Raw genomic sequence first — 16,776 nt, forward strand, 5'->3', positions numbered from 1 at the left:
ATTTATAATTTAAAATAATCAATATAAGTGTTTAAATCTTTGTCACCACGACCTGATAAACTCACGACAACCACATCGTCAGGTTTAAATGTTTTATAGTTAAAAATAGCCAAAGCATGTGAGGTTTCGATAGCTGGAATAATGCCTTCTAGTTTTGAGAGTTCTAAACCAGCCTCCATAGCATCACTATCTGTAATTGACATAAATTCTGCACGTCCAGTTTTTGATAAATGCGCATGCATAGGGCCTACTCCGGGGTAATCGAGACCTGCTGATATGGAATAAGGTTCAGTAATTTGTCCATCATGAGTTTGCATAAGCAAGGTTTTGCAACCATGAATAATACCTTCTTTACCTAAAACGGAAGTAGCGGCACTTTCACCAGAATCAATACCTAACCCCGCAGCTTCAACGGCAATGATGCCAACTTCTGGCTCGTGTAAAAAATGATAATAGGTACCTGCTGCATTACTGCCACCACCTATACAGGCTACCACGTAATCGGGGTTTTCTCTTCCTTCCTGTTCTTTTAATTGCCATTTAATCTCTTCTGAGATAACTGCTTGAAAACGTGTTACCATATCTGGATAAGGATGTGGCCCTATGGCAGAACCGATAATGTAATGGGTATTTACAGGATTGTTTATCCAATCTCGAATGGCTTCATTAGTGGCATCTTTTAGTGTGCGACTACCAGATAAAGCTGGTACTACGGTAGCTCCTAGCATTTTCATTCTGGCTACATTTGGAGCTTGTCTGGCTATATCGATTTCACCCATATAAACAATACACTCCATCCCCATTAAAGCGCAAACTGTTGCAGTGGCTACGCCATGCTGTCCCGCTCCAGTTTCGGCAATAATTCTGGTTTTACCTAAACGTTTGGCCATAAGTATTTGCCCAATAGTATTGTTTATTTTATGAGCACCCGTATGGTTTAAGTCTTCACGCTTTAAGTAAATCTTCGCTTTGTATTTTTCTGAAAGGCGTTTTGCAAAATAGAGTGGAGAAGGTCTCCCCACATAATCTTTTAAAAGCTGGTTGAATTCCTTTTTAAAATCTGGTTCAGCCATAATTTTTAAATAATTCTGGCGTAATTCTTCAACATTGGGATAGAGCATTTCAGGAATGAATGCACCTCCAAAATCGCCGTAATATCCTTTTTCGTTTACATTATAATTCATAGTTTTTTCTTTTTTTCACTGCAAATCTTTCGACTATTTCTTCAAATATGCAAAAAATAGTAACCCCTTTATTTAGACTACTTTTTGGGTTTTTAACTCTTAGCGATATGTTGTTTAAATTCTGTTAATAATTGTATATTTTTCAACCCTGGTTCAAGTTCAAATTTGCTATTTACATCTATGGCATAACAATGTTTTGAAGCTTCACTTTTTTGAAATTCTTTTATCTTGTCTACTTCTCCTAAACCAATACCACCACTTAAAAAGAAGGGTTTGGTTGATGGGTAATCTTTTAAAACATTCCAATCGAAAGTAAATCCGTTTCCTCCCGGTAGCTTTCCTTTAGTGTCAAATAGGAAATAATCTACCACATTTTCATAAGGTTTTAAAACTTTAAAGTTGAATTCATCTTTGATTGAAAATACTTTTATGATTTCAATTTTTTTGTCATTGCGAGACCTTGTTTCAAGGTCGTGGCAATCTGTTTTTTTTAAAGAGATTACCGTGTCGCTAAACTCATCGTAATGACGTTTCAATTCTAAGCAATATTCAGGGGATTCTTCTCCATGTAATTGTATAGCCTGTAAATGATGTGTTTGTATTTTTTTGAGAATAAAATCAAAATCAGCATCCACAAAAACACCTGTTTTCTTAATGGATTTTGGTAATTCTGGAATAGACTCAGAATCAAAGTTTCGTGCGGACTTTTCATAGAATATAAAACCAAGATAATCAGGTTGCAATACAGCAACTTGTTTAATATTATCTAGATATTTCATACCACAAATTTTCAGTTTCATCCTTCTAAAGTTTTGATAAATTCCCTGGCGCTTGCCCCAGGATTATCGGTTTTCATAAAGTTTTCACCAATTAAGAAGCCTTGATACCCGTAAGGTTGCAATTCTTTTATGGCTTCAACATGGCTAATGCCACTTTCAGAAACTTTTACAAAATCATTCGGTATCAGACTACTTAGACTTTTACTTGTATTTAAACTAACATCAAACGTTTTTAAGTTTCTATTATTTACTCCTAGCATATCGATAGTTGGCATAATAGATTTATGTAATTCTTCCTCATTGTGTACTTCTAATAGTACATCCAAATTCAATCTTTTTGCAAATTTCGAAAACTGATTTATTTCATCTCTAGATAAAATGGCAGCAATTAACAAAATGACATCAGCTCCGTAAGCTTTAGCTTCTAATATCTGATATTCATCAATGATAAATTCTTTTCTTAATAAAGGTAAATCACAGCTTGCTCTGGCAATTAACAAGTCATCTAAAGACCCTCCAAAATACTTTCCATCTGTTAAAACTGACATGCCACAAACTCCTGCCTCTTCATAACCTTTTGCTACATCTTGCACATTTAAATTGTTATTTATGATAGATTTTGATGGCGAACGACGTTTGTGTTCAGCAATGATTCCAGATTTGCTGTTTCTTAAATTATTAGCCAATGAAACGGTTGCTCTGTTAAAAAGCACTGAGTTTTCAAGTTGTGAGATTGGAATGAGACTTTTTCTAAGTGCTACTTCCTTTCTTTTATCTAGTGTTATTTTGTCTAAAATATTCATGTTCGTCAACCTGAATTTATTTCAGGTTCTCATATTTTTGTGAAGCTGAAACAAGTTCAGCAGGACCTTATTATTTGCTCAGTTCAATCAATTTATCTAAACTCGCTTTTGCCTTACCAGAAAACAACGATTCTTTTGCCATTTCAAATCCTGCTTTGTGGCTTATTTGTTTCACCGTAGCGATAGCTAAACCAGCATTGGTACAAACTACATTATTTTGCGCTTCTGTGCCTTTTCCGTTAATAATATCAACAAATATCTTAGCGGCATCTTCAATGGTATTTCCTCCAAAAATAGCATCTTGTTTAATTGTCGAAAGACCTAAATCTTGGGGCGAAAATATTTTTTCAGATTGATTTGAAATAATTTTTGCTTTCCCTGTTAATGAAATTTCATCATAACCATCCAGAGCGTATATGATGTTGTAGTTCTTATCAGTGTTTTGATATAAAAAACTATACAGACGTAAGACTTCTAAATTAAAAACACCCAACATCTGGTTTTTGGGAAACGATGGGTTTACCATGGGGCCTAACATATTGAAGAAGGTTTTAACTCCTAATGCTCTTCGTATGGGTGCTACATTCTTCATGGCTGGATGAAATAGCGGTGCATGTAAAATACATATGCCTGCTTGATCTAAACTATGTTTTAAAAAATCTTCATTATTGGAAAATTTAACTCCCAGGTATTCCATGACATTGGACGAGCCAGAAGTTGATGACACCCCATAATTACCGTGTTTGGAAACATGAATTCCTGCGCCTGCAGTAATAAATGACGATAGGGTGGAGATGTTGAATGTGTTTTTACCATCGCCCCCTGTGCCTACAATATCTATGGTGTTGTAATCGCTAAGGTTTATAGGTACGCATAATTCTAGAAGGGCATCTCTAAATCCTTTCAACTCTTCTAGGGTAATACTTCGCATCATATAAACCGAGAGAAAACAAGCAATTTGGCTAGCGTTATACATATCATTCGATATATTAACTATAACCTGTTTTGCTTCCTCTGTTGTTAAGGTTTCGTGGTTTATAAGTCTGTTTAAAATAGCTTTCATTAATTATTCTAGTTATTTACCCAGTTTTCTAAAATCTTTTTTCCTTCAGGAGTTAATACGGACTCTGGATGATATTGAACACCTTTTACATCATACGTTTTGTGTCTTAAAGACATAACTTGTCCGTTTTCATCAAACGAGGTGGCTTCCAAACTATCTGGTAAATTGGGGTTAACGACCCACGAATGGTAACGCCCAACCTCTATGTTTTTATCTAATCCTTTAAAAATAGTTTCATCATCAACACAAATCTCTACCTGTGTCGAAACGCCATGATAGACTTCATCCAAATTTATCAATGAACCCCCAAAAACTTCACCTATAGCTTGTTGACCAAGGCATACCCCCAAAATACTTTTAGTTGGTGCGTATTTTTTTATGATTTCTTTCAATAAACCGGCTTCATCTGGTATGCCAGGTCCCGGCGAAAGCACAATTTTATCAAAAGGTTCTACATCTTCTAAATTTAATTTATCATTCCTGTAAACAGTAACCTCACAGTTTAAATCTTCCAAATAATGAACCAAATTATAAGTAAAACTGTCGTAATTGTCTATAACTAATACTTTTTTCATCTTAAATATCCTCTGCTAATTTTATTGCTTTGGTTAAAGCTCCTAGTTTATTGTAAACTTCTTGTAATTCGTTTTCTTGGTTTGATTTTGAAACCAATCCAGCACCTGCTTGCCAATTCAGTTTATAGTCTTTACTTAAAAATGTGCGAATCATAATGGCGTGATTAAAATTACCATTAAAATCCATAAACCCAATAGCACCACCGTAATAGCCTCGGCTTGTTTTTTCGTATTTTTCTATGAGCTGCATAGCCATGTGTTTGGGAGCTCCGCTTAGGGTTCCTGCAGGAAACGTATCCGCCACTACTTGCATAGTTGAGGTTGTTTGGTGTTTTTGTCCCGTAACTTTGCTTACCAAATGTATAACATGAGAGAAAAATTGAACTTCTCTGTATGTCACTACTTTTACTTGACTTCCGTGACGACTTAAGTCGTTCCTCGCTAAATCTACCAACATGACGTGTTCAGCATTTTCTTTATCATCATTTTTGAGTTTTTCAGCTAGTTCTTCATCTTTTTGCTCGATACCTGTGCGCTTAAAAGTACCGGCAATGGGATGGATTTCAGCCAAACCATCGCTCACAATGAGTTGCGCTTCTGGCGAACTTCCAAAGATTTTAAAATCACCATAATCAAAATAAAATAAATATGGTGAAGGGTTTATACTCCTTAAAGCCCGATATACATTAAAATCATCCCCTGTGAATTCTTGAGAAAAACGTCTGGATAATACCAACTGGAATACATCACCACGGTGACAATGTTTTCGTGCTAATTCTACGTGTTCCTTAAATTCATTATCACTCAAGTTGGATTTTATATCGCCTTTTGAATTAAAATTATAAGAAGCAAAGTTTTGCACGTTTATGAGCTTATCGATATCATCAATGTTGTTTTCGGTGTCTTCGTAACAATGCGCAAAAATATAGGCTTCATTTTTAAAATGGTTGATGGCAATGATGTTTTTATAAACGGCATAATAAACATCTGGAATAATAACCGAATCGTCCTTTTTGCTAATCTTTATATCCTCAAAATAGCGCACGGCATCATAAGCTGTGTACCCAAAAATACCATTGTTAATGAATTTGAAATTCTCTTCTGATTTCGTATCAAACTTCTTTGTGAAATTATGGATTTCTTCAACTATATTTATATCTTCTGTAATTTCTATTGAAGTAGAACTGCCATCTGGAAATGTTTCTAAAATAATTTCATTTTCAACCTTTATGGAAGCAATGGGGTTAAAGCAGATATACGAAAAGTTTTTATGGTTTCTGTGATAATCACCACTTTCCAGTAAGATGCTGTTTGGGTATTTATCTCGAATTTTATAATAAACGGTGACCGGTGTTATGGTATCGGTCAATATTCTTTTATGATGCGTATAAAGGCTAAATTTTTTCATATGTAACGTAAAAAAGGCTTGTCGTGAACGACAAGCCTTTTGAATATTTTAAATTTTAAATATACTAGGGTTTTACTTCACGAAGTTTAGTTTCGAAAGCACCACCACCAAGTGTTATTTAAAATTGAGTTCATTTTTGTAATTTGATGCCTCAAATATAGAAATGAAAATATAATTAACCAATATTTTTTTGAACTAAATTGTGAATTTTTACAATGTTTGCAGATTCATTAAGTGAAAATTGATGTATTGTAAATGGATAAAAATCAAGATAGAATTATTGGAACCATTTATTAGTGTATATTTTGAGTTAATATTATCCCAAAATAAATATTACAAGCTTGTCTCTAATGAGAACATTATTATTTATATTATGCTTTTTAACGATTACTGCTATAAACGGTCAAGCATGTCCGAGTCTTACCAGTCCAATAAATGGAGCTACTAATGTCCCTATTAACACTACCATAAGGTGGAATAATGTAGAGGGAGTAACAGGATACATTATAAACATTGGGACATTTTCTGGTGGTAGCGATTTGGCTTCTACACAAACTGGGGGCAATTTTTATACCCCTCCTTTAGGTTTGCCAGATAACACCGAAATTTTTGTAACCATTACACTATTTTTCTTCAATCGAGCTGATATAGTTTGTCAAACAGAATCATTCTTTACAGAAAATATTACCACAGTGCCAGCTTGTACAGTTCTTAAATCACCAACAAATAATGCAACCGGTATAAATATAGGTTCCAATATTAGTTGGAATTATGCTTTGGGTGCTACAGGGTATTTTTTAACCCTAGGCACTATATCTGGAGCTGGAGATTTAATCAATAATTTAGATTTGGGCAATGTTTTGGAATATAATCCTACTGTTGATTTTCCACCGCTAACCGAAATTTTTGTAAGCGTAGTACCATATAACAAAAATGGAAGTTTAAGTGCCTGTTCAGAGGAACGTTTTACAACTGGTGCTATTGCCGCATTGCCAAATTGTAGTTCTATTACCTATCCAATTAATGGCCAAACTAATGTACCATTATCGCCATTAATTGAATGGGAAGCTTCTTTAGGAGCTACAGGCTACATAGTAAGTATAGGTTCTACACCCTTTGAAAATGATATTTTAGATGAGGGAATTTTTTCAACAAATTCTACTTTCGTTTTAAACTTTGAGAACAATAGCTTGTACTTTATTCGCATTATACCTTTCAATAGTTCGGGTAGGGCGTTAGGCTGTGTTCAAACTAGTTTTTCAACAATTTTGGGTTGTGGACCTTTTTTTGATATTGATACGGGTGAATTGAGGACTCTAAATCCTGTTATTGATTTTCCCGATGAAGTTGAGATTTGTGTAAACGAACCAAGTAATGTAATCAGTTCTTCAGATCAAGCCGATGGGTATCGATGGTATTATGTTAACCCAATTAATGGTGAAGCCATTTTGATTTCTGAAGAAAAGCAATTGAATACTAGTGATACGGGACAATATATTTATGAGGCTTTTAACTACAGTCAAAGCGATAATTCTGCGATCGAATGTGCATCTCTAAAAGAGTTTAGGGTTATTGAATCCAACGGATTTTTAGCGATTGAAAATGTTTCTGTTAAGGATGTTGATGGCGCACTTGAGATTTTAATTCAAATGTCTGGACTTGGAAATTATGAATACTCTATTACAAGTGAAAAAGGACCTTTTCAAGACAGCAATTTTTTTCCTAGTGCACCACCAGACACGCAAGCGATTTATGTGCGTAATAAAAATGGTTGTGGTAAGGCAGAGTTCCGAATTTCAAATTTAAATGATAAAGCCTTCCCAAGATTTTTTACTCCTAATGGAGATGGATTTAATGATTTTTGGCAATATAAGCCTCAAAGCGATGACGATTTTAAAATGGAAACCATTTTTATTTATAATCAATATGGAAAGCTTATAAAGCAACTGAATCCTTATAGTGAAGGTTGGAATGGAACTGTAAACAGTAAACCTTTGCCAAATTCAGATTATTGGTATAGGGCAAAGGATTCAAATGGTAAAGTGTATAAAGGGCATTTTTCTTTGAGAAGGTAACTTAATTTTATGTTAAAGACCATAGCGAATTGTTAGGTAATGCATAATTTTAAAGGAATAAAAAGCAATTTAAGTATGAAATTAAAAATATGTGTCGTCCTATTTCTCACTTTGATTTCCTGTAACAATTTTCAAAAGGGAAAGGTGGATGTTTCACAAAATTTAGGAAATGAGGATTCCACAATAAAAAACCTTGATTTAGAGGTTTACGATTATGACGGATTTGAAAAATTTTTAAACCAAAAAAATAACAAAATTTATGTTATTAATTTTTGGGCCACTTGGTGCGCTCCATGTGTAAAGGAATTACCATATTTTGAAAAATTAAACTTAAATTATAAAAATGAAAAGGTTGAAGTTATCTTAGTGAGTTTGGATTTTCCACACTTGTACGATTCCAAACTAAAACCATTTATAAAAGAAAGAAAATTAGCTTCAAAAGTGATTGCTTTAAACGATGTAGACATGAACACTTGGATACCAAAAGTGGATGAGACTTGGTCTGGTTCAATTCCAGCAACTATTATCTATAAAAATGATACTAAGAAATTTTTTGAGCGATCATTTACATATGATGAATTGGAAACCGAATTAAAACAATTTTTAAAATAAAATTAAGATGAAAAAAACAATTAAATTATTTTTTGCAGCATGTTTGTTGCTCCTTATTAGTGCTTTTACAGCGAGTAAAACAATGTATAGTAATGGTTACAAAATTGGTGATGTAGCCGATGATTTTTCATTAAAAAACATAGATGGAAAGATGGTGTCTTTGGCTGATTATGAAGATGCAAAAGGATTTATTGTGACATTTACATGTAATACGTGCCCATTTGCTGTGAAATATGAGGATAGAATTATAGCGTTAAATAAAAAATATGCCTCAAAAGGATATCCTGTCATCGCAATTATGCCAAATAACACCAAAGTTCAACCAGGCGATGCTTTACCAGAAATGAAAAAAAGGGCAAAAGAGAAAGGATTTACTTTTCCATATCTTATAGACGAGGACCAAACGGTTTATCCCAAATATGGAGCCACAAAAACACCACATATGTTCGTGCTTCAAAAAACAAAAAAAGGTAATATTGTGAAATATATAGGGGCTATTGATGATAATTATCAAGATGCTTCTGCCGTAACCACCAAATATGTTGAGCTTGCTGTAGATGCTTTACTTAGTGGCAAGGAGATTAATGAAAAAGAAACTAAAGCAATTGGTTGTTCAATTAAAGTATAATTAGTTTAAAATTAAGATTATGAAATCTGAAGTTATAATGCTTCAGATTTTTTTTTAAGTATTATATTTTAATGGTAGTTTTGTGGTATGTAAATATTAATAAACAACATGGGAGATTTATCACAAGAAGAATGGAAAGACCAGCTAGCCAATGATGACAATGCTGTAATAATTGATGTAAGAACAGATGCTGAGGTAGCTGATGGCATCATACCTAATGCCATTCATTTAGACATATATACCGGTCAAGAATTTATAAATGAAATTGAAAAACTTGACAAAACCAAAAGTTATTATGTATACTGTCGTTCTGGAAATAGAAGTGGTCAAGCTTGTAAAATCATGGAGGAGCTTGGATTTGAAAACGCATATAACTTAGAGGGAGGCATGTTACAATGGACTGGTGATGTTGTAGATATTGATTAATGCCTAAATTCCAATACTAAAAATATCCTTAAAGACTTACCTTAATTTTTTTACTTTTCACTTCCAAAGAAATGTAAAAAAGTGTATATTTGAGAATCTCCAAATTCTGATCTCTCAACAGATGATTATTTAAGTAGAAATCTGTTTCAGTATTAATTCCCCTATTAATTTTAGCACTATGTGTAAAGGTTACGCGTAGCATTAAACTAACCAAACAAATAATTTTTATTATGATTAAAAAATCAATTTCACTATTGTTTATGGTGCTTATCTGTATAAGTGCTAATTTTACAGTAAATGCGCAAGAAGGTTCAAAGAATTATACGATGCTTGAATCTATTATGCTAACTCCAGACAATGCTAAGTTAAAAGTTTTAGGAGACAATATTCGCGCCCACAATGCAAAGTATCACAAGGACGGAGTTTACAAATCATCAGTTTATAATATTTCAACAGGACCTAATACAGGAAATATTGTATGGATGATGGGCCCTTTGATGTTTAAACACCTAGATGCTCGACCAAGTGCTAATGGGCATGATGAAGATTGGAGAGATAATGTAATGCCTTACATAAAAAAAGTCCATACCAGTGAATATTGGACTATGGATGATAAGTTGTCTAACATGTCTATGATGGATGGGGATAACTCTAAGTTTCCTATTGTATTTGTGAGATATGGAGAGGTTGATGACGATCATGGTTATGCCATGGACTCATTTTTTGAAATGGTGGGAAAAACAGTAAAGGCTATGGATGGTGTAAACCCCTGGGGTTTGTATTACAATCAGTTTAGACAAGGTAACTTAGGCAGGCATGTAGCTGCGGTTAGTTTTTACAAAAACTGGACAGATTTTGACAACGATGTGTCCTTTCGAGATACTTTTGACAAAACAATAGGAAAAGACCAGTGGCAAAAATTCATAAACATGGGTGATAGCGTTTTTACTAATACTTGGGACGAAATATGGACATTCAATGCTTATATGAGTGGTCAATAATTAAAATTTTTATTTGAGGTCATTTAACCTACTATTTTACAATAAAAGCCTTCGCTAAACTAAAAAAGAGTGAAGGCTTTTATGTGAATATTAGCATTCAACTTTTTTTTTGGTAATTCATCTTTTTTATTTTTCTTGAAGGGGTAAATCTATCTAAATTTACCATTAATTGTATTTATTGTGTCTGGATTATAAATCATGTAATTTTTAGCACCTACATTTAATAAATTATTAAATCCTTCATTTTATAAAAAATATGGAAAACGGTTACGTCATATTAGGAATTATTGCTTTATTGTTTTTAAGCATGTATGGTTATTCTTATTTATCTGTTTTTAGAGAGAAAATGGTTCAAAAGAATGAACAAAAGAAACAGATGGAGAAAGAAGAGTTACGACGACAAAGACGTTTGAAAAATCAGGAAATTATTGATGAAAGAGTAAAAGCTTTTAATAAACGAAAAGAGGAAATACAACATGAGCTCATGTTGTTGGAAAAAATGAAAGCCAAGCAAAAAGTGAGCTAAAAATTAATAACTTAAAATAGGCCCATGCAAATATTATTTGTATGGGCTTTTTAGTTTTAAAATATACGGCCTAATTAATTCTGTTTTGTTATTTTAGAGGAATGACACACGAATTTAAACAAATTGTGCAAGCAGCTTTGTTCAATCAAGCTTCTAATGTTAAGAATGTATTGGCAACAGTAGTAGCCCTAGATGGTTCCTCTTATAGGCATCCCGGAGTTAGAATGTTACTGTCCAGTAATGGGAATATGGTTGGAGCTGTTAGTGGTGGTTGTGTAGAAAAAGAAGTATGGCGCAGAGCACAATCTGTATTTGAAAATGGTAAACCTAAAATAATGACCTATGACGGTAGGTACCGTTTGGGTTGCGAGGGTGTATTGTATATTTTATTAGAGCCTTTTGAGGTTTCAAAAGAGTTTGAAAATGCCTTTTTTAATCAAATAGAAAAAAGAACCACATTTACCATAAACTCATACTATAAAAAACAGGATGAATGCCTAATTGATTTCTCATCAACAATCGTTTTTGAAAACAATGAAAGATTCACTTTTTTTGAAAAAGATAAAAATCAAAAAACAGAAGATGAAACCATTCAAATGTTTTCTCAATCACTGCCTCCATGTTTTAAATTACTCATTATAGGGGGCGAGCACGATGCAGTCAGACTTTGTAAAATGGCAGCACTTTTAGGATGGGAGGTTGATGTAGTGACATCCATAAAAGACCCTAAAAAACTACTGGATTTTCCTGGAGCAAAAACGGTCACTGCTAATACACCGGAAGCCTTTATTTTGGATGGTTTAGATAAAGAATGTGCAGTTGTTTTAATGACACATAATTATGCGCAAGATTTAAGATATCTTTTAAAATTAAAGGATTGCAAATTGCCGTACATTGGTATTCTGGGCTCTGCCAAAAGGCGTGCGCAACTACAAAGCGATTTGTTTGATTATACTTCCGAATTTAATGATGGTTTTTTAGACACTATTTATAGTCCAGCTGGATTAAATCTTGGTGCCATTACACCCGAAGAAATTGCGCTATCCATCATATCTGAAATTTTATCGGTCATCAGAAATAGGAAACCTATTAGTTTAAAAACCATTTCTGGTAAAATCCATTCTCAAAATTGAGAAATATAGCCATATTGATATTAGCTGCTGGAAGTGCCTCTAGAATGGGTGCCATAAAGCAGTTATTGCCTTATAAAAATTCTACACTTTTGCAGATTGTTTTAAAAAATGCATTGGGCTCAAAAGCAAATAGAGTATTTTGTGTCTTGGGAGCCAGTTCTGAAGTCATTAAAAAGGAAACTAAAATGGATACTGTTACTTTTATTGAAAATCCAAATTGGGAAAGTGGCTTGAGTTCCAGTATTGTTGCTGGAATGGAGTATTTAAATTCGTTGCAAGAACAAGTAGATGCCGTTCTGATTTTGTTGGCTGACCAACCTCATGTAGACTCGAATTATATCAATAAATTAATTGATTTATTTAATAATAACACCGATAAAATAATGGCATCAACCTACTCAAATAAAAAAGGGGTGCCTGCAATTTTTCCCTCATGTAGTTTTGAAAATCTTATGAAATTAGAAGGCGATAAAGGAGCAAAAGCATTTTTAAATAGCCCAAACTCCAATATTATTTCGTTTGAATTAAACTCTTCCGATATTTTAAAAGATATTGACACACCTCAGGATTATGAGCAAATTCTAAAAAATAGTTAAAGAATCACTATTTATTAGTCTAATTCAGTGAAATCGAAATCGATTTCGAGCAGTAATCAATTAATTAATCATGTGTAAAAAATAATCTATTTGAATTTTGATTAATTTAACTAACTGATTTAAAACTAACCAAACTAAATTGTGAATAACAAAATTTTAATATGGTCCATTACTGCAGCATTGGCTGGTTTTTTGTTTGGATTTGATACCGTAGTTATTTCTGGAGCCGATAAAAAATTACAATCTCTTTGGGGTTCTTCCGATGCTTTTCATGGTTCCGTTGTTATGGCCATGGCCTTATGGGGTACCGTGTTTGGAGCTTTGTTTGGAGGCATTCCCACCAACCGATTGGGAAGAAAGAAAACATTAATTTGGATAGGACTGTTTTATTTTATTTCTGCGATTGGTTCTGCGTTGGTAAATGATCCCTACACATTTGCTTTTTTTAGATTTTTAGGCGGTATAGGTGTAGGCGCATCAACCATTGCTGCACCAGCTTATGTTTCTGAAATTTCTCCTGCAAAAGATAGAGGACGTTTAGTGGCGCTATATCAATTCAACATTGTATTAGGAATTTTGGTAGCGTTTTTATCGAATTATTTATTGCGAAATGTTGGTGAAAATGCATGGCGTTGGATGATTGGAGTGGAGGCATTTCCTGCCCTAATTTATACGATACTAATCTTTACGGTTCCAAAAAGCCCGAGGTGGCTCATTTCAAAAGGTAGAAGTGAGGAAGCTAAAAAGGTATTGGAAATTATCAATCCAGATGGAGATTCTGAAAAACTTATGCAGGAAATAAAAACCGAAAGTGAAAGCCATACTTCGGGCGAAAACATTTTTATGAAAAGGTATCGATTTCCACTCATGCTAGCGTTTTTAATAGCCATGTTCAACCAATTTTCGGGGATTAATGCTTTTTTGTATTATGCGCCACGAATTTTTGAAGAAGCCGGTTTAGGTGAAAGCACAGCCTTATTAAGCAGCATTGGTATAGGAATTACCAATTTATTGTTTACCCTTTTGGGTGTTTTTTTAATTGATAGATTGGGCAGAAAAGTATTGATGTATATGGGCTCCATAGGTTATATCATCTCATTAAGTTTGGTTTCAATGGCATTTTTTTTAAATTGGGAAGGTTTAGCAGTTCCGATATTTTTATTCATGTTTATTGCATCACATGCCATAGGTCAAGGCGCTATCATTTGGGTATATATTTCAGAAATATTCCCAAACCATTTACGAGCAAGTGGTCAGTCGTTTGGCACCTCGACACATTGGGTATTGGCAGCAATAATCCCATCTTTAGTTCCTATGCTTTTTTCGACTATTGGAGCAGGTGTAGTCTTTATGATTTTTGCAATAATGATGGTTTTTCAATTGATATTCGTCATTTTCATGATGCCAGAAACCAAAGGTATTTCATTGGAAGAACTTAGTAAAAAACTCATTAGAGATGACAAGTAAGAACCTTTATTATATACTATCGATTCTCTTTGCACTTTCAATAGTTTTACCAAGTTGTAAAAATGAAAAAAAAGAAAGCAATTTAGAAGCGGTTTCAACTCAAGAAATCAGTTTAGAGGAAGCTTTATACAGACCAAATTTTCATTTCACTCCAAAAGCTAATTGGATGAACGACCCCAACGGGATGTTTTATCTAAATGGTACATATCATTTATATTTTCAATATTATCCTTACGGAAATGTTTGGGGACCCATGCATTGGGGTCATGCAACAAGTAAAGATATGATTACTTGGGAAGAGCAAGCTATCGCCCTTTACCCTGATGATTCAGGACTCATTTTTTCAGGAAGTGCCGTGGTTGATAAAAATAATACCTCTGGGTTTGGTAAAAATGGCATCATGCCAGTTGTAGCTATTTTCACCTATCATAACATGGATATGGAGAAAGATGGTAAAATAGATTATCAAACCCAAGCCATTGCATATTCTTTAGATGAAGGCATGACTTGGACAAAATATGACAAGAATCCTGTGATTCCAAATCCTGGAATTAAGGATTTTAGAGATCCAAAAGTAATGTGGGATGAGGCAAATAATAAATGGATTATGACATTGGCTGCTGGAAATAAAGTCATGTTTTATAGTTCTTTTAATTTAAAGGAATGGACATTGGAATCTGATTTTGGAGAAAGTATAGGAGGACATGGAGGCGTTTGGGAATGCCCAGATTTATTTTCTATGAAAGTTGAAAATAGTGATGAAATAAAATGGGTTTTATTGGTTAGCATAAATCCTGGAGGTCCAAATGGAGGCAGTGCCACCCAATATTTTGTAGGTGATTTTGATGGTAACAGGTTTGTTATGGATGATGATTTTTCACATCAATTAGAAGCTAAAGATTCTATTTGGTTGGATTACGGTAAAGATAATTACGCAGGAGTCACTTGGTCTAACATACCCGAAACTGATGGAAGAACATTGTTTATTGGTTGGATGTCTAATTGGGATTATGCCAGAGATGTTCCTACTTTCAAATGGCGAAGTGCGATGACTATTCCTAGGGACCTTCAGCTTAAAAAGATTAATGAAAACTATTATTTAGAGAGTTTACCAGTTGATGAACTTTATAATTATGCTGAAAATACTATTCAAAAAGATTTAGTAAATTCAAAGGAATTAGAAGATTTAATCAATCATTCAAATATCAATCTAGCTAATATAAATATTGCCTTTGATTTAAAGGATTTAAAAGAAACTAATTACGACTTTCTGTTTTTCAATAAAGAAGGTGATATGCTTTCATTAGGCTTAAATAATATGGAAACGGAATTTTTCATTAACAGGACCAAATCTGGAAAAGTAGATTTCTCTGAAAAGTTTGCTCCAAAAATTTCTACAGTGAAAACTTCTGAAATTTTACGTGAGTTAAGTGTTCAAATTCTATTGGATAAAACATCGGTTGAGGTTTTTTATAATGACGGTGAAGTGGTAATGACGGAGTTATTTTTCCCTAATGCCCCTTTTGATAAATTTTCTTTATCTTCAAAAGATAAAACTTTTAAAATTGAAAACGTGAAAATTCAAGAATTTAAGTTTAAGTAAATATGTCTAAAGTAGTTTGTTTTGGTGAGGTACTATGGGATGTTTTTCCAACGCATAAAAAAATAGGAGGGGCACCCTTAAATGTGGCTTTACGTTTAAATTCCTTTGGCAATGATGTTACTATGATTAGTAGTGTTGGAAGCGATCCTGATGGAAAACAAATAATCGATTTTATAAAAGAAAATGGTATTTCTGCTGATGAAATTCAAATAAATGACGAATATCAAACAAGTCATGTTAACGTTATTTTAGATAGCAAAGGTTCTGCAACATACACTATCGAATATCCTTGCGCTTGGGATTTTATTGTGTTAAAAAAGACCTCAAAAGACTTAGTTCAAAATTCAGATGCTTTTATTTTTGGTAGCCTGGTAGCTAGAAATGAAGTTTCCGGAATCACGCTATTTGAGCTTCTAAAACTTGCAAGATACAAGGTTTTTGATGTTAATCTTAGAGCCCCACATTACCATATGATTCTTCTAGAAAAACTCATGAAGGAAGCCGATTTCATAAAATTTAATGATGATGAATTAATTGAGATTTGTACATTTTTTAATTTTAGGTCTGATGTTTTGGAAGATAATATCAATTTCATATCAAGCAAAACAAATACCAAAAATATATGTGTAACTCTAGGTGGCGATGGCGCTATATTTTATACTAATGACACTTTTTTTAGAAGCTCGGGATACAAAGTAAGTGTTAAGGATACTGTTGGGGCAGGAGACTCGTTTTTAGCCACTTTAATAGATGGAATTTTACAGGGAAAAAGGCCTGAGGAATGTTTAAATACTGCCTGTGCTGTAGGGGCTTTGGTAGCATCAAAGGACGGTGCAAATCCAAAAATTTCAGCAAGGGAAGTACAAAACCTAATGCAGCTATAAATCTTTTTCAAAG

17 protein-coding genes are annotated in these 16,776 nt (G+C 33.6%); 11 read left to right on the top strand and 6 right to left on the bottom strand.

Annotation, left to right across the window (positions count from 1 at the left end; translation table 11 throughout):
* Positions 1-2: 2 nt before the first annotated feature.
* From trpB to ABD963_RS12725, 6 genes are all read right to left on the bottom strand, one after another.
* Positions 3-1,184 (bottom strand): tryptophan synthase subunit beta, encoded by a 1,182-nt coding sequence (gene trpB, locus ABD963_RS12700; protein ID WP_345277376.1) that lies wholly within the window; start codon positions 1,182-1,184, stop codon positions 3-5.
* Positions 1,185-1,276: 92 nt separating this feature from the next.
* A complete protein-coding gene (locus tag ABD963_RS12705) occupies positions 1,277-1,984 on the bottom strand; it encodes a phosphoribosylanthranilate isomerase (protein ID WP_345277379.1) in 708 nt (235 codons plus the stop codon).
* Positions 1,981-2,766, bottom strand: coding sequence for an indole-3-glycerol phosphate synthase TrpC (gene trpC / locus ABD963_RS12710; RefSeq protein WP_345277380.1), 786 nt, complete (start codon positions 2,764-2,766; stop codon positions 1,981-1,983). Before trpC ends, ABD963_RS12705 begins: the two co-directional genes overlap by 4 nt.
* Before the next feature lie 70 nt (positions 2,767-2,836).
* On the bottom strand, positions 2,837-3,829 hold the full coding sequence (gene trpD / locus ABD963_RS12715) for an anthranilate phosphoribosyltransferase (RefSeq protein ID WP_345277381.1): 993 nt from the start codon (positions 3,827-3,829) through the stop codon (positions 2,837-2,839).
* Between the two features lie 8 nt (positions 3,830-3,837).
* Positions 3,838-4,404 carry an anthranilate synthase component II gene (locus tag ABD963_RS12720; protein WP_345277382.1) on the bottom strand — a complete coding sequence of 189 codons (567 nt, stop codon included), beginning with the start codon at positions 4,402-4,404 and terminating at the stop codon, positions 3,838-3,840.
* A gap of 1 nt (position 4,405) precedes the next feature.
* The gene (locus tag ABD963_RS12725; protein ID WP_345277383.1) at positions 4,406-5,812 is read right to left on the bottom strand and encodes an anthranilate synthase component I family protein; all 1,407 of its coding nucleotides are present in this window, start codon (positions 5,810-5,812) and stop codon (positions 4,406-4,408) included.
* A 350-nt stretch (positions 5,813-6,162) separates the two neighbouring features.
* Between ABD963_RS12725 and ABD963_RS12730 the strand changes: the two genes are divergently transcribed.
* The 11 genes from ABD963_RS12730 to ABD963_RS12780 all read left to right on the top strand — a co-directional run bounded on the left by ABD963_RS12730 (position 6,163) and on the right by ABD963_RS12780 (position 16,763).
* Positions 6,163-7,887, top strand: a complete 1,725-nt coding sequence (locus ABD963_RS12730) for a T9SS type B sorting domain-containing protein (protein ID WP_345277385.1) — start codon at positions 6,163-6,165, stop codon at positions 7,885-7,887.
* Between the two features lie 75 nt (positions 7,888-7,962).
* Positions 7,963-8,499, top strand: a complete 537-nt coding sequence (locus ABD963_RS12735) for a TlpA family protein disulfide reductase (protein WP_345277387.1) — start codon at positions 7,963-7,965, stop codon at positions 8,497-8,499.
* Between the two features lie 7 nt (positions 8,500-8,506).
* On the top strand, positions 8,507-9,127 hold the full coding sequence (locus ABD963_RS12740; RefSeq protein ID WP_345277389.1) for a thioredoxin family protein: 621 nt from the start codon (positions 8,507-8,509) through the stop codon (positions 9,125-9,127).
* A gap of 108 nt (positions 9,128-9,235) precedes the next feature.
* Positions 9,236-9,553, top strand: coding sequence for a rhodanese-like domain-containing protein (locus ABD963_RS12745; protein WP_345277391.1), 318 nt, complete (start codon positions 9,236-9,238; stop codon positions 9,551-9,553).
* Between the two features lie 230 nt (positions 9,554-9,783).
* Entirely contained in the window at positions 9,784-10,554 is a 771-nt protein-coding gene (locus tag ABD963_RS12750; protein WP_345277393.1) for a hypothetical protein, read from the top strand.
* Between the two features lie 256 nt (positions 10,555-10,810).
* A complete protein-coding gene (locus tag ABD963_RS12755) occupies positions 10,811-11,080 on the top strand; it encodes a hypothetical protein (RefSeq protein WP_345277395.1) in 270 nt (89 codons plus the stop codon).
* A 101-nt stretch (positions 11,081-11,181) separates the two neighbouring features.
* Complete coding sequence (locus ABD963_RS12760; protein ID WP_345277398.1) at positions 11,182-12,213, top strand: XdhC family protein; 1,032 nt, start codon at positions 11,182-11,184, stop codon at positions 12,211-12,213.
* Positions 12,210-12,809, top strand: a complete 600-nt coding sequence (locus ABD963_RS12765) for a nucleotidyltransferase family protein (protein ID WP_345277399.1) — start codon at positions 12,210-12,212, stop codon at positions 12,807-12,809. The genes ABD963_RS12760 and ABD963_RS12765 overlap by 4 nt, the downstream gene beginning before the upstream one ends.
* Before the next feature lie 141 nt (positions 12,810-12,950).
* Complete coding sequence (locus ABD963_RS12770) at positions 12,951-14,276, top strand: sugar porter family MFS transporter (protein WP_345277401.1); 1,326 nt, start codon at positions 12,951-12,953, stop codon at positions 14,274-14,276.
* On the top strand, positions 14,266-15,879 hold the full coding sequence (locus ABD963_RS12775) for a glycoside hydrolase family 32 protein (RefSeq protein WP_345277403.1): 1,614 nt from the start codon (positions 14,266-14,268) through the stop codon (positions 15,877-15,879). The genes ABD963_RS12770 and ABD963_RS12775 overlap by 11 nt, the downstream gene beginning before the upstream one ends.
* A 2-nt stretch (positions 15,880-15,881) precedes the next feature.
* Entirely contained in the window at positions 15,882-16,763 is an 882-nt protein-coding gene (locus tag ABD963_RS12780) for a carbohydrate kinase family protein (protein WP_345277405.1), read from the top strand.
* Positions 16,764-16,776 lie beyond the last annotated feature (13 nt).

The organism is Litoribaculum gwangyangense (assembly GCF_039543505.1).
In the GTDB taxonomy this organism is placed as follows: Bacteria; Bacteroidota; Bacteroidia; order Flavobacteriales; family Flavobacteriaceae; genus Litoribaculum; species Litoribaculum gwangyangense.

What these genes read in the sequence shown, in the direction of transcription:
- trpB (WP_345277376.1), bottom strand. Translation starts at nt 1,184, where the DNA reads ATGAATTATAATGTAAACGAAAAAGGATATTACGGCGATTTTGGAGGT.
- ABD963_RS12705 (WP_345277379.1), bottom strand. Translation starts at nt 1,984, where the DNA reads ATGAAACTGAAAATTTGTGGTATGAAATATCTAGATAATATTAAACAA.
- trpC (WP_345277380.1), bottom strand. Translation starts at nt 2,766, where the DNA reads ATGAATATTTTAGACAAAATAACACTAGATAAAAGAAAGGAAGTAGCA.
- trpD (WP_345277381.1), bottom strand. Translation starts at nt 3,829, where the DNA reads ATGAAAGCTATTTTAAACAGACTTATAAACCACGAAACCTTAACAACA.
- ABD963_RS12720 (WP_345277382.1), bottom strand. Translation starts at nt 4,404, where the DNA reads ATGAAAAAAGTATTAGTTATAGACAATTACGACAGTTTTACTTATAAT.
- ABD963_RS12725 (WP_345277383.1), bottom strand. Translation starts at nt 5,812, where the DNA reads ATGAAAAAATTTAGCCTTTATACGCATCATAAAAGAATATTGACCGAT.
- ABD963_RS12730 (WP_345277385.1), top strand. Translation starts at nt 6,163, where the DNA reads ATGAGAACATTATTATTTATATTATGCTTTTTAACGATTACTGCTATA.
- ABD963_RS12735 (WP_345277387.1), top strand. Translation starts at nt 7,963, where the DNA reads ATGAAATTAAAAATATGTGTCGTCCTATTTCTCACTTTGATTTCCTGT.
- ABD963_RS12740 (WP_345277389.1), top strand. Translation starts at nt 8,507, where the DNA reads ATGAAAAAAACAATTAAATTATTTTTTGCAGCATGTTTGTTGCTCCTT.
- ABD963_RS12745 (WP_345277391.1), top strand. Translation starts at nt 9,236, where the DNA reads ATGGGAGATTTATCACAAGAAGAATGGAAAGACCAGCTAGCCAATGAT.
- ABD963_RS12750 (WP_345277393.1), top strand. Translation starts at nt 9,784, where the DNA reads ATGATTAAAAAATCAATTTCACTATTGTTTATGGTGCTTATCTGTATA.
- ABD963_RS12755 (WP_345277395.1), top strand. Translation starts at nt 10,811, where the DNA reads ATGGAAAACGGTTACGTCATATTAGGAATTATTGCTTTATTGTTTTTA.
- ABD963_RS12760 (WP_345277398.1), top strand. Translation starts at nt 11,182, where the DNA reads ATGACACACGAATTTAAACAAATTGTGCAAGCAGCTTTGTTCAATCAA.
- ABD963_RS12775 (WP_345277403.1), top strand. Translation starts at nt 14,266, where the DNA reads ATGACAAGTAAGAACCTTTATTATATACTATCGATTCTCTTTGCACTT.
- ABD963_RS12780 (WP_345277405.1), top strand. Translation starts at nt 15,882, where the DNA reads ATGTCTAAAGTAGTTTGTTTTGGTGAGGTACTATGGGATGTTTTTCCA.